The following is a 13,115-nucleotide window of genomic DNA, read 5'->3' on the forward strand; positions in this document are numbered from 1 at the left end:
CGAGGGTGGGGAACATGTCGGTCCTCTCAGATGTGTGGTCCCCGCGCATGCGGGGTTGGTCCCTGGGCGTACGTCGCGGCGGCGAGCTTCGCGGCGTGGTCCCCGCGCATGCGGGGTTGGTCCCTTGAGAGTATTAGTGATGTCGGAAGGGGGCGGGTGGTCCCCGCGCATGCGGGGTTGGTCCCCCCTGGGAGACGGCCCTCCAGTGGTGCTCAGTGTGGTCCCCGCGCATGCGGGGTTGGTCCCCGGCTCGGCCTCGTCTACAAGCGGACCCCCACGTGGTCCCCGCGCATGCGGGGTTGGTCCCTTCCGACGCTCATCAAGCTCGCATATAGCTGGGTGGTCCCCGCGCATGCGGGGTTGGTCCCGTTCGCCGCCGTCCAGGTCTGGGCCCTGCGCGGTGGTCCCCGCGCATGCGGGGTTGGTCCCTCGCGGGCGAGTGCCGGAGTCAGGAGGCTCGTGTGGTCCCCGCGCATGCGGGGTTGGTCCCTTCCAGAGCTGGGGGGCCTGGTGCGGGGTGACGTGGTCCCCGCGCATGCGGGGTTGGTCCCTTCTTTCGGTCCGGGCGGCCGTCCCCCACTCGGTGGTCCCCGCGCATGCGGGGTTGGTCCCTTCCCGGACGAATTCATCTGGGGAGTGGTCGAGTGGTCCCCGCGCATGCGGGGTTGGTCCCGATCCCATACCTCAGCCGCATGGCCATTTCGTGTGGTCCCCGCGCATGCGGGGTTGGTCCTCCAGTTCGGCTCCCTGCTGCAGCCAGCCTGGCGTGGTCCCCGCGCATGCGGGGTTGGTCCCCGCACTCCCTCGCCCTGGCGAAGATGCCGGGGGTGGTCCCCGCGCATGCGGGGTTGGTCCCCGGACGGCGAGACGCAGGAGAACGGCGCCCCCGTGGTCCCCGCGCATGCGGGGTTGGTCCCAATCTGGTGGTGCCGTCGGCCCCGGAGCTGCTGTGGTCCCCGCGCATGCGGGGTTGGTCCCTGCCTGAGTGGCGCGCACAACTCGTCGACTTCGTGGTCCCCGCGCATGCGGGGTTGGTCCCGTCTCCGGTAGCACTCTCCGTAGTGGGTGGTCCCCGCGCATGCGGGGTTGGTCCCGCTCAGCGTCCGGGCCTCCTGCATGGCGTTGAGTGGTCCCCGCGCATGCGGGGTTGGTCCCACCTCCGGCACGGTGGACCTGACCGCCGCCGCCGTGGTCCCCGCGCATGCGGGGTTGGTCCCGGGCGATCCGGGCCGCGGTCGCTGATGCGGAGGTGGTCCCCGCGCATGCGGGGTTGGTCCCGGTGGCCTCGGAGGCGCCCTCGGGGGCGTCCGTGGTCCCCGCGCATGCGGGGTTGGTCCCGAGCACTGGGACGAGCGGCTGACGATCGTCAGGTGGTCCCCGCGCATGCGGGGTTGGTCCTCTCACCAGCCTTGGCGACAGCGCAGTTCGAAAGTGGTCCCCGCGCATGCGGGGTTGGTCCCGGCGCCTTGCGCTCCCGTTTGGTGCATGGAAAGTGGTCCCCGCGCATGCGGGGTTGGTCCCGACAGGCCGGACAGGCCAAATTCACTACCCGGGTGGTCCCCGCGCATGCGGGGTTGGTCCCACAGTGCCAGATCACTGCTGAGCCGATGGATAGTGGTCCCCGCGCATGCGGGGTTGGTCCCGCCGGAGCCGGGATCGAACCGGACCGCGATGAGTGGTCCCCGCGCATGCGGGGTTGGTCCCAGGGCGGCGCGGTCTTCGACGTCCGGGCCCGGGTGGTCCCCGCGCATGCGGGGTTGGTCCCGCCCGGCGCGACAATGCCCGCATCGCCTGGGTGTGGTCCCCGCGCATGCGGGGTTGGTCCCGCGATCTACCACCTCGCCGCGGCGGGCCTGGTGTGGTCCCCGCGCATGCAGGGTTGGTCCCAAGTGCGCCAAGTGGTCCTGTGTGGCGCGCTTGTGGTCCCCGCGCATGCGGGGTTGGTCCCGCCCCCGCCCACGGCCTCACGCTCGGGGTCAGGTGGTCCCCGCGCATGCGGGGTTGGTCCCTGCTCCGCCGTCGTGTCGGCGGCTGCCCGGACGTGGTCCCCGCGCATGCGGGGTTGGTCCCTCCGCATGACCTCCCGCACCGTCAAGCTCTTCGTGGTCCCCGCGCATGCGGGGTTGGTCCCAGGCGGAGCCCCATGAACAGGGCTGCAGCAACGTGGTCCCCGCGCATGCGGGGTTGGTCCCTTGCCTCCGGGCTTGCCGTACAACTTGCCTCCGTGGTCCCCGCGCATGCGGGGTTGGTCCCCGCCCCGGTCAGCGTGCACGCAGCGATGATCGGTGGTCCCCGCGCATGCGGGGTTGGTCCCCCAGCGGGCCATGCCCTCGTAGGCGTCCAGGGGTGGTCCCCGCGCATGCGGGGTTGGCCCCGCGGGCCGCGACTGGCGCGACGCGAAGAAGACGTGGTCCCCGCGCATGCGGGGTTGGTCCAAGCTTGACCGACCAGCTACAGGAAGAGCGGAAGTGGTCCCCGCGCATGCGGGGTTGGTCCCGCGCAGTCTCCTGTGCCGACTGCACGGACTGGGTGGTCCCCGCGCATGCGGGGTTGGTCCCGAACGGGTTGGTCCCGAACCAGGAAACTACGAAGGCGTACCGCAATTGTGGTCCCCGCGCATGCGGGGTTGGTCCCGTCCACGCGTCGGCCGTTGCGTCGCGCTCGACCGTGGTCCCCGCGCATGCGGGGTTGGTCCCGGGTCACGGCGGACCGTCACGTTTGGCTTGGCGTGGTCCCTGCGCATGTGAGGTCACCACCGCCCAGAGCAAGCCCAGCAAAGTCCACACAGGGCACCCCACGCCCCCAGCCCGTAGCCATCACTCGGAAAGTCGATCACTCAGGGGCCTCATGCAGTCAAAATCGATCACTACACATCTATTCCGGAATCCGACACATGAACGCCCCCCACTCATGTCAAATACAGCCATGCTTCATGACCACCCCGAAGTCGCCACGGCTTATGCCAAGTTGTCGCCCGCAGCGCGGACACCCTGGGGCAAGCACGACCGGGCGACCGAGGAGTGGCTCCCCTTGTGGCGGCACATGGCGGACAGTGCCGCTGTCGCGGGGCGATTGTGGGATGTGTGGGTGCCGGAGAGTGTGAAGGCGCTCGTTGCCGAGGCGCTGCCCGAGGGTGCGGTGGATGCTCGGCGGCTTGCTGTTTATCTGGCGTGTGTGCATGACATTGGGAAGGCGACGCCGGCCTTCGCGTGTCAGGTGGAGGGGCTTGCCGACCGGATGCGGAGGGCCGGGCTCGATATGCCGGACCAGAAGCAGTTCGGCGAGGACCGCCGGATGGCACCGCACGGGCTGGCCGGGCAGCTGATCATTCAGGAATGGCTGGCCGAGCGGTTCGGCTGGAGCGGGCGGGCCTCGGGGCAGTTCGCGGTGGTGGCCGGTGGGCATCACGGGACGCCTCCGGATCGCCAGCAGATCCGTGCTCTCGGGCTGCATCCCCGGCTGTTGCGCACTCAGGGGGACAGCGAAAACGTCTGGCGCTCGGTGCAGTACGAGTTGATGGACGCGTGCGCGCGGCGGGCCGGGGTGGAGGAGCGGCTGGCCCAGTGGCAGGCCGTGCGGCTGCCGCAGACCGTCCAGGTGGTGCTGACGGCAATCGTGATCGTCTCCGACTGGATCGCCAGCTCCTCCGAACTGTTTCCGTACGACCCCGCCTCCTGGTCCTCGCTGGGAGGAAAGGACGGTGAGGTCCGGCGGCTCGATGCCGCCTGGGCGGGGCTGGATCTGCCGGGGCCGTGGCGGCCGGAGGTGCCGGAGCAGAGCGCGGACGAGCTGTTCCGGGACCGTTTCGAGCTGCCGGACGGCGCCCGGATCAGGCCCGTGCAGGAGGAAGCCGTACGGATGGCCCGGAGCATGCCCGCCGCCGGGCTGCTGATCATCGAGGCGCCGATGGGCGAGGGCAAGACCGAGGCGGCGTTCGCGGCGGCGGAGATCCTGGCGGCCCGTACCGGAGCGGGTGGCTGTCTGGTCGCGCTGCCGACCCGGGCCACCGGCGACGCCATGTTCCCCCGGCTGCTGAGCTGGCTGGAGCATCTGCCCTCGGACGGTCCGCTGTCCGTGGTACTCGCCCATGCCAAGGCCGCGCTCAATGAGGTGTGGGCCGGGATGACGAAGGCGGGGAACCGGACGATCGCCGCCGTCGAGCTGGACGGGGCCGAGGAGATTTCACGTCCTGGGGTGGCCGATCCCGCCCACCCTGCCGAGCTGCACGCCCACCAGTGGCTGCGCGGACGCAAGAAGGCGCTGCTCTCCTCCTTCGCGGTGGGCACCATCGACCAGGTGCTCTTCGCGGGGCTCAAGAGCCGGCATCTGGCGCTGCGGCATCTGGCCGTCGCGGGCAAGGTCGTCGTGATCGACGAAGTCCACGCCTACGACGCGTACATGAATACGTATCTCGACCGGGTACTGGAGTGGCTGGCCGCCTACCGGGTGCCGGTGGTGATGCTCTCCGCGACTCTTCCGGCCTTGAGGAGGCGGGAGTTGGCAGCCGCGTATGCCGGGGAGGAGACGGCCGAGCTGGCCGATGCGCTGCACCTCCCGGACGACGCCTACCCGTTGATCACCTGTGTCGGGCCCGGGGGCGTCGTCCGTACCGCTCGGCCCGAGCCCGCCTCGGGGCGGCGTACCGAAGTGGCGGTGGAACGGCTCGACGACGACCTCCCGACGCTCGCGGAGCGGCTGGGGCGCGAGTTGCGGGGCGGGGGATGCGCGCTGGTCGTACGCAACACCGTCGACCGGGTGCTGGAGGCCGCCGCATGCCTGCGGGAGCGCTTCGGTGCGGAGGCCGTGACCGTCGCCCACTCCCGGTTCCTCGCCGCCGACCGGGCGCGCAAGGACACGGACCTGCGCGAACGGTTCGGGCCCGGCGGCGACCGGCCCGCCGGGCCGCACATCGTCGTGGCCAGCCAGGTCGTCGAGCAGTCGCTCGACATCGACTTCGACCTCCTGGTCACCGACCTGGCGCCCATGGACCTGATGCTCCAGCGCATGGGGCGGCTGCACCGCCATCCCCGTGCGCGTCCACCGCTCCTGGCGAAGGCCCGCTGTCTGGTGACGGGGGTGGAGGACTGGGGCGCCGATCCGCCCGTACCCGTACGCGGCTCGCTCGCCGTGTACCAGGGGGCGCACACCCTCCTCCGGTCGCTCGCCGTGCTGGCTCCGCACCTCGACGGCGCCCCACTGGTGCTGCCGGACCACATCAGTCCGCTGGTGCAGGCCGCCTACGACGATCGGCCCGCCGGACCGAACCACTGGGCGCCCGTACTGGCCGACGCCCGGCGGGAGTACCTGAAGAAGCTCACGGACAAGCGGGTGCGCGCGGACGCGTTCCGGCTCGCTCCGGTACGGCGGGCCGGGCGGGCGGTCATCGGCTGGCTGGACGGCAATGCGGGCGACGCCGACGACAGCCGCACCGGGCGGGCCCAGGTACGGGACAGCGAGGAGACCCTGGAGGTGCTCGTCGTCCAGCGCCGGGAGGACGGCCGGCTGACCACGGTGGGCTGGCTCGACGGCGGACGCGGCGGGCTGGACCTTCCGGAGCACGCGCCTCCGGTGCGCCGGGCCGCCGAGGCAGTCGCTGCAAGCGCGCTGACGCTGCCTCGCGCCCTGACGCATCCGGGCGTGATCGACCGGACCATCTCCGAGCTGGAGCGTTTCGTCGTTCCGGCCTGGCAGGTGAAGGAATGCCCCTGGCTGGCGGGCGAGTTGCTGCTCGTGCTCGACGAGCATTGTCAGACCCGCCTGTCAGGCTTGGAAATCCACTACAGCGCCGATGACGGACTCCGGGTGGGTTCCGTCGGCACGCGCAGAGCAAGCAGAACAAGCGGAACCAAGGGGCTCGAACCGATGACGCCTTCCTTCGACCTGGTCTCCCGGCCCTGGCTGCCCGTACAGCGGGATGACGGCACGACGGACGAGCTGTCGCTGACGGACGTCTTCGCGCAGGCCCACACGCTGCGGCGGCTGGTGGGTGATCTACCCACCCAGGAGTTCGCCCTGCTGCGGCTGCTGCTCGCGATCCTGTACGACGCGTTCGACGAGGCGGGCGACGGGAAGTCCGGGGCCGTCGAGGAGCTGGAGGACTGGGAGGAGCTGTGGCACGACGAGAAGTCCTTCGCCGTCGTCGCGGACTACCTCGACCGTCACCGCGAGCGCTTCGACCTGTTCCACCCCGAGCGCCCGTTCTTCCAGGTCGCCGGATTGCACACGGCGAAGCACGAGGTCGCCTCGCTGAACCGGATCGTCGCCGACGTACCGAACGGGGAGGCGTTCTTCTCGATGCGCCGCCCGGGAGTGGACCGGCTGAGCCCGGCCGAGGCAGCCCGATGGCTGGTCCACACCCATGCCTACGACTCGTCCGGCATCAAGTCCGGGATGGAGGGCGACGACCGGGCCAAGGGTGGGAAGGTCTATCCACAGGGCGTCGGATGGGTGGGCGGGCTCGGTGGCGTCCATGCCGAGGGGCACACGCTGCGCGAGACGCTGCTGCTGAACCTGGTCCCGACCGGGGAAGACATCGTGGAGTTCATGGCGGATCCGGCCGCGGACCTGCCGGTCTGGCGCCGCGAGCATCCGCCCGGCCCCGGGGTGCTGGAGGACGACCCGTCCGTCCCCCGGCCCGCCGGTCCGCGCGACCTCTACACCTGGCAGTCACGACGGCTGCTCCTGCACACCGAGGGCGATGACGTCACGGGCGTCGTGCTCGGTTACGGCGACCCGCTCGCCCCCGCCAACCGGTGGAAGGCGGAGCCCATGACCGGGTGGCGGCGCAGCCGGGCACAGGAGAAGAAGCTGGGCCGTCCGCTGATCTACCTACCACGTCAGCACGATCCGGCCCGGACTGCCTGGCGTGGTCTGGCGAGCCTGTTGTACCCACAGGAGTCGGACAGCGGAGCAGCGGGCCGGGGTACGGACGAGAGCAAGCCGTCCGGGGTGGTGCGGTGGCTGGCCATGCTCTCCGATCCGAGCGAAGGTGTTCTGCCGGAGAAGTCGCTGTTCCGGACCCGGCTCGTCGGTGCGGTGTACGGGACGCAGCAGTCCGTGGTGGACGAGGTGGTGGACGACGGGATCACCCTGCCGGTCGTGCTGCTGCACGAGCACCGTCCGCTGTACGGTGCGGCGGCGGTGGGTGCGGTCGCGGACGCCGAGCGGGCCGTGGCCTCGCTGGGGCACCTGGCGGGGAATCTCGCGCGTGCGACGGGGGCGCCGCCCGGTCCGGCCACGGACACCGCACGTGATCTGGGGTTCGGTGCGCTCGACGGGCCGTACCGGCACTGGGTGGTGAGCCTGGGGGAGAGCGCGGATCCGGACGCCGCGCGCGCCGCGTGGCAGGCCGATGCCCGCCGGATCGTTCTCGCCCTCGGCCGCGAGCTGCTCGACGGCGCGGGCCGGGCGGCGGCGGAAGGACGCGTGGTGGAGCTGCCCGGGGTCGGCAAGCGCTGGATCGATAGTTCGCGGGCGGACCTGTGGTTCCGGACCGGGATCAACAAGGTTCTGCCGAAACCCCCCTCCGTCCCTCCCGCTGACGGCCTTCGACCCGACGACAACAGCCCGGAAGGACCGGAAGAGACTGTATGAACACCACCTCGACGCCAACCGATCGCCTCGGCGGCAAGGACGAACCATCGGTTCGTGAACTGGTCGAGCGGGCGACGCACACATACATCGCACAGCTCCAGTTCCGGTACTTCAAGGACGATCCGGCCGCGGTGGCGGAGATGGCCCAGCTGCGGCGCGGCGCGGGCAGGAGAGCGCACGAGATCCCGGAGCTGTGGGGAATCGATGCCCTGGAAAAGCTTGCCGAGCTGATAACGAAGGGGAAAACGGACTCTGGTCACCGGGAGGACGCCGAGGAGGCGGTCTTCCTCGCCTCGACGCTGTGGGCACTGCACCAGCAGTCCCGTCCCGGCCAGGACAGCCACGTCAGAGGGAAGGACCTCGGTGGTGCGGTCCGTGCGCTGATCCGGTTGAAGAAGGCGGAGTCCACGGACGAGGAAGACTCCACACTGCGCAAGCGCCTGGTCCGTGTCGGTACGGCCGAGTCGTTCCAGTCCGTCGCCGTGCGGCTCAGGGAGATCGTGATGCTCCTGCGCACCGTGCCCGAGCCCCCGCCCCTCGACTACGCGCGCCTGGCCGGTCAGCTCTACCGATGGCAGGACCGGAGCGCGCGTGCCGGCGTGCAACGCGAGTGGGGGCGCGAGTTCCACCTGGCCGCGTCCGCTCCTCGTACCGGGAAGGGGAAGATCCCGGACGCCGAGGGCGACGCGATCGACCCGGCGTTGGGTGCGGACGAGGACGGCACGTACGGCGGGTACGCGGCCGGGGAGTGAGTCCGCAGCCGCCTTTCGCCATCTCCCCCATCTCGACGAACTGACTTCCGCTCCACGCACCGCCCTACCGAACAAAGGACTTGAAAGCACGTGACCCGGACGATTCTTGACATCCACATCCTCCAGACCGTCCCGCCGAGCAATCTGAACCGCGACGACACAGGGGCGCCGAAGTCGGCGACGTACGGCGGTGTGCGGCGTTCCCGGGTGTCGAGCCAGGCCTGGAAGCGGGCCACGCGCAAGGCGTTCGACGAACTGCTCGACACGTCGGAGCTGGGTGTCCGTACCAAGAAGGTCGCCGAGGAGCTCGCGGGGCGTGTCCAGGTACTCGATCCGTCGCTGACGCGCGCCGCCGCCCTGGAGTTGGCCGCCGAGACGATCTCCACGGCGACGGGCTCGAAGCTCTCCGTGCCCAAGCGCAAGAGCAGGGACGCCGACGCCGACTCCGAGGACCTTGCCGGGGAATCCGGATATCTCATGTTCCTGAGCGACCGGCAGTTCAGCGCGCTCGCCGCGCTGGCGGTCGAGGGCGGCAAGGGCGGTGACGTCAAGGCGCTCAAGGACTTTCTCGGGGTCAAGGCGAACAAGAGCCGGGTCAAGCAGGCCGTCAAGACCGAACACTCCGTGGACATCGCACTGTTCGGGCGCATGGTCGCGGACTCCGCCGATCTGAACGTGGACGCGGCGGTGCAGGTCGCCCATGCGCTGAGCGTGCACCCGGTGGAGGTCGAGTCGGACTACTACACGGCGGTCGACGACAGGAACACGGCCGCCGAGCCGGGCGCCGGGATGATCGGCACCGTCGAGTTCAACTCCGCGACCCTCTACCGGTACGCGGCAGTCGACGTGAACCGCCTCCAGGAGAACCTGGGCTCCGGCGGGGACGACGAGAAGCAGCCGGCGGAACCCACCCGGCTCGCGGTCACCGCGTTCCTCGAAGGCTTCATCACCTCGCTCCCGACCGGGAAGATCAACACCTTCGGCAACCAGACGCTGCCGTCCGTCGTGATCGTCAAGGTCCGTTCCCGGCGGCCGATCAGCTATGTCGGAGCCTTCGAACGGCCTGTCCCGATGGAGAAGAACGGCGGGTTCCTCCACGGCGCCTGCGATCGGCTCGCCACGTTCGTACCGGAGCTGGAAGGCCGGTACGGGCTCTCCGGGAACGATCAGGGCTGGGTGCTGAGGGTCGGCGACGAGACGAGCGCGCTCGACGGGCTGGGCACCGAGGTGAACCTCACCGAGCTGCTGGCGGCCGTGGGGGACACCGTGGCCGCGAGGCTGGCGCCGGAGACGACGGCCGCGGGGCGGGACGGGGCGTCTTCGGAGACCGGGGCATGAGCGTGCTGCTGATGCGGCTCGCGGGCCCCCTGCAGGCCTGGGGGTCCGCGGCCCGCTTTGCGCGCCGCACCACGGAGAACGCACCCACGAAGAGCGGAATCACCGGGCTCCTCGCCGCGGCCCAGGGGCGCAGGCGGGACGCGGACCTCTCCGATCTGGCGGCGCTGGAGTTCGGTGTCCGTATCGACCAGCCCGGCGCCCGGCTGCGGGACTTCCAGACGGCGCATCACAGCGACACGCTCAAGGCGATGCCGCTGTCGGAGCGCTTCTATCTGACGGACGCCGTGTTCGTGGCCGGTGTGAGCGGCGAGTCGGCGCTCGTGCAGCGGCTGTACGAGGCGCTGCTGGAGCCCGTCTTCCTGCCGTACCTGGGGCGCCGCTCCTGTCCGCCCTCGGAGCCGATCACGATCGGGGAACCGCTGGACAAGGGCCTGGAGCAGGCCCTGCGCGAGGCGGAGTGGGAGGCGTACGAGCGGTATCGGAAGCGCCGTACGGCGTCCGGCGCGGTGCGTCTGGATCTGCTGCTGGACAGCCCGCCCGAGGCCCGGCCGGACTTCACGCTGCGCGATCTCCCGGTGAGCTTCGACCCGCGGCACCGGCGGTACGGGCTGCGCGGGATCCGCACGCTCCAGGTCCCCGCGCCCGGCACGGCCGAGGCCCCGCAGCCGTCTCCCCCGCCCCACGAACCCACCGATCTACTCACGCCCGTCACATCGAGGAACGTCTGATGTACCTCACCCGATTCCGTATGAACACCGGACGATCCGATGCCCGGCATCTGCTCGGTTCACCGCACCGCATGCATGGCGCGGTGAACATGTCCTTCCCTGTTCCGCCGTCCAGGGAGGGGACCGGCCCCCGGGTGCTGTGGCGGGTGGACCGCAACGGAGCCGCCGAGACGCTGCTGTACATCGTCAGCCCCACCCGCCCCGACCTGACCGGCCTGGTCGAGCAGGCGGGCTGGCCGGCCTCGGACGAGCCGGGGTGGACGACGTTCGCGTACGAGGACTTCCTCGCCGCTCTCCACCCGGGCGACACCTGGGGGTTCAGGCTCACCGCCAACCCCGTGCACAACATCCGGCACGAGTACGTGAAGGAGGGCGAGCGGACGAAGCGGGCCGCGCACAGGACGCCCCCGCACCAGATGGACTGGCTGCTGAAGCGGCAGGAGCAGGCCGGTTTCGAGATCGTGGAGAAGCCGGTGGAGCGCAGGCTGCTGCCCGAGGGCGACGAGTACGAACTGCTCGTCCGCGACCAGGTCCCGATGAGGTTCCGCCGTCCCCCGGCGAAGGCGGGCGGGCAGGACGTGCAGATCACAAGGGTCACCTTCGACGGCCGCCTGCGCGTCACGGAGCCGGACCTCTTCCGTCGCACGCTCACCCACGGTCTGGGCAAGGCGAAGGCGTACGGCTGCGGCCTGATGACCCTGGCCCCGGTAGTACGGGAGACGGCATGAGCACGGTCGGCCGCAGGGGTGCCTCCTCACCACGCGAACTCACCCGGGTCGGGGACCGTCTTTCCTTCGTCTACCTGGAGCGCTGCACCGTGCACCGGGACTCCAACGCGATCACGGCGGAGGACGCGGACGGCATCACGCACATCCCGTCCGCCACCATCGGCACGCTGCTGCTCGGTCCGGGCACCCGCGTCACCCACCAGGCGATGGCTCTCCTCGGCGAATCCGGTGCCGGCGTGGCCTGGGTGGGCGAGCACGGCGTGAGGTACTACGCAGGTGGGCGAGCGCTGACGCGTTCCTCGGGCCTGATCGAGGCGCAGGCCACCGCCTGGGCGAACCGGCGCATCCGGCTGGACGTGGCGCGCGCCATGTACCGCCTGCGTTTCCCCGGCGAGGACACTGCGGGCCGTACCCGGCAGGATCTCCTCGGGATGGAGGGCAGCCGCCTGAGGGACTGCTACAAGCGGGAGTCGTTACGCACGGGCGTGCCCTGGCGCCGGCGTGAGTACAACCGCGACGACTTCTCGGCCGGAGACGCACCCAACCAGGCGATCACGGCCGCCGCCCAGTGCATGTACGGGGTCTCCCACTCGGTGGTCGCGGCCCTCGGCTGTTCCCCGGGCCTGGGATTCGTGCACTCCGGGCACGAGCGCTCGTTCGTCATGGACGTGGCCGACTTCTACCGGACGGAGATCGCGATCCCCGTCGCGTTCGACGCGGCGGCCGAGGGCGAGGAGGACGTGGCGACGCGGACCCGTCGCATGCTCCGGGACCACATCAACCGGACCGGCCTGCTCGACCGCTGCGTCCGGGACATCAAGGACCTGCTCGGCTACGACGGCACCCGCGACACCGCAGAGGCGAACGGCACGCCACAGGACCGGGTCACTCTCCAGTCCGACGGCGACCGTCATGTGGAGAGCGGTCGCAACTACGGGGACGAGATCATCTGGTGACCGTCATCGTCCTCACCAACTGCCCCGTCGGCCTGCGGGGGTTCCTCACGCGCTGGCTGCTGGAGATCTCGCCGGGTGTCTTCCTGGGCGCACCGTCGGCACGCATCCGCGAGGTCCTGTGGAACGAGGTCCGCCAATACGCGGGCCAGGGGCGGGCGTTGCTCGCCTACCAGACGAACAACGAACAGGGCTACACCTTCGAGACCCACGACCACGCCTGGCACCCGACCGACCACGAGGGCCTCACCCTGATCCACCGCCCGAACCCGGGGGCACCACGCGCCACGCAGAAACCGTCCGACGTTCCTCGCCAGGGCTGGAGCAAGGCCGCGAAGCGAAGAAAATACGGCAGCAAGTAGCGCGGAGCGATGACGGGGGACAACGACATGGGGCGGCACTCTTCGTTCATCCGGAATGAGGCAAAAGAATGACTTTGCCGGTATCGAAGGAAGTAAGCAAAAACAGCCTCCTGCCCGCATAAACCCCCAGGTCAGTTGCTGTGGTCCCCGCGTGCGCGGGGTTGGTCCCGAACGAGACCGATGGATGGCGAGCCTTCAGACGTGGTCCCCGCGTGCGCGGGGTTGGTCCCTTCGGGTCCCCGACGTGGGCCACACCCGCGACGTGGTCCCCGCGTGCGCGGGGTTGGTCCCTTGGACGAACTCGCGTCGCTGGAAAAGGCGTTGTGGTCCCCGCGTGCGCGGGGTTGGTCCCGACTGCGGCTCAGTGGTCATCGGCACGACGACGTGGTCCCCGCGTGCGCGGGGTTGGTCCCCGCCGGCAGTTCCTGGAGAGCATGGGCGCGCGGTGGTCCCCGCGTGCGCGGGGTTGGTCCCCGTCATATGGCTAAGGGCATGAGTAGCGAGGAGTGGTCCCCGCGTGCGCGGGGTTGGTCCCTGGAACGGCGGCCGGGGCGAGACCTCGGCGGTGTGGTCCCCGCGCGCGCGGGGTTGGTCCCCCCGTCCGCACCCACGTGCACGTCAAGACCGGGTGGTCCCCGCGCGCGCGGGGTTGGTCCCTCGG

General features: G+C 70.6%; 7 protein-coding genes and 2 CRISPR repeat arrays (2 of these 9 only partly in view). All 7 genes read left to right on the forward strand.

Translation table 11 applies throughout. From position 1 onward, the window contains the following. Positions 1 to 2,696: a CRISPR direct-repeat array (repeat unit 29 nt; unit sequence GTGGTCCCCGCGCATGCGGGGTTGGTCCC); it begins 149 nt to the left of the window's first position. 229 nt (positions 2,697 to 2,925) lie between these two features. Continuing rightward, positions 2,926 to 7,593 (forward strand): type I-E CRISPR-associated protein Cse1/CasA, encoded by a 4,668-nt coding sequence (gene casA / locus OG520_RS19605; protein ID WP_406014016.1) that lies wholly within the window; start codon positions 2,926 to 2,928, stop codon positions 7,591 to 7,593. Next, complete coding sequence (casB, locus tag OG520_RS19610) at positions 7,590 to 8,345, forward strand: type I-E CRISPR-associated protein Cse2/CasB (RefSeq protein ID WP_406014017.1); 756 nt, start codon at positions 7,590 to 7,592, stop codon at positions 8,343 to 8,345. The genes casA and casB overlap by 4 nt, the downstream gene beginning before the upstream one ends. Positions 8,346 to 8,435: 90 nt before the next feature. Continuing rightward, positions 8,436 to 9,683 carry a type I-E CRISPR-associated protein Cas7/Cse4/CasC gene (gene cas7e, locus OG520_RS19615; RefSeq protein ID WP_406014018.1) on the forward strand — a complete coding sequence of 416 codons (1,248 nt, stop codon included), beginning with the start codon at positions 8,436 to 8,438 and terminating at the stop codon, positions 9,681 to 9,683. Beyond that, positions 9,680 to 10,411, forward strand: coding sequence for a type I-E CRISPR-associated protein Cas5/CasD (cas5e, locus tag OG520_RS19620; protein WP_406014019.1), 732 nt, complete (start codon positions 9,680 to 9,682; stop codon positions 10,409 to 10,411). Before cas7e ends, cas5e begins: the two co-directional genes overlap by 4 nt. Continuing rightward, positions 10,411 to 11,139 carry a type I-E CRISPR-associated protein Cas6/Cse3/CasE gene (gene cas6e, locus OG520_RS19625; RefSeq protein ID WP_406014020.1) on the forward strand — a complete coding sequence of 243 codons (729 nt, stop codon included), beginning with the start codon at positions 10,411 to 10,413 and terminating at the stop codon, positions 11,137 to 11,139. The genes cas5e and cas6e overlap by 1 nt, the downstream gene beginning before the upstream one ends. Further along, positions 11,136 to 12,095 (forward strand): type I-E CRISPR-associated endonuclease Cas1e, encoded by a 960-nt coding sequence (gene cas1e / locus OG520_RS19630; RefSeq protein ID WP_406014021.1) that lies wholly within the window; start codon positions 11,136 to 11,138, stop codon positions 12,093 to 12,095. The genes cas6e and cas1e overlap by 4 nt, the downstream gene beginning before the upstream one ends. Then, positions 12,092 to 12,454 (forward strand): type I-E CRISPR-associated endoribonuclease Cas2e, encoded by a 363-nt coding sequence (gene cas2e / locus OG520_RS19635; protein ID WP_406014022.1) that lies wholly within the window; start codon positions 12,092 to 12,094, stop codon positions 12,452 to 12,454. The genes cas1e and cas2e overlap by 4 nt, the downstream gene beginning before the upstream one ends. Positions 12,455 to 12,594: 140 nt before the next feature. Further along, a CRISPR array of direct repeats spans positions 12,595 to 13,115; the repeat unit is 29 nt; unit sequence GTGGTCCCCGCGTGCGCGGGGTTGGTCCC; it runs 484 nt beyond the window's last position.

This window comes from Streptomyces sp. NBC_00984 (assembly GCF_045162475.1).
Lineage (GTDB): Bacteria > Actinomycetota > Actinomycetes > Streptomycetales > Streptomycetaceae > Streptomyces.

Bases quoted from the DNA above. Each gene is read 5' to 3' on its own strand.
- casA (WP_406014016.1), top strand. From the start codon at position 2,926: ATGCTTCATGACCACCCCGAAGTCGCCACGGCTTATGCCAAGTTGTCG.
- casB (WP_406014017.1), top strand. From the start codon at position 7,590: ATGAACACCACCTCGACGCCAACCGATCGCCTCGGCGGCAAGGACGAA.
- cas5e (WP_406014019.1), top strand. From the start codon at position 9,680: ATGAGCGTGCTGCTGATGCGGCTCGCGGGCCCCCTGCAGGCCTGGGGG.
- cas6e (WP_406014020.1), top strand. From the start codon at position 10,411: ATGTACCTCACCCGATTCCGTATGAACACCGGACGATCCGATGCCCGG.
- cas1e (WP_406014021.1), top strand. From the start codon at position 11,136: ATGAGCACGGTCGGCCGCAGGGGTGCCTCCTCACCACGCGAACTCACC.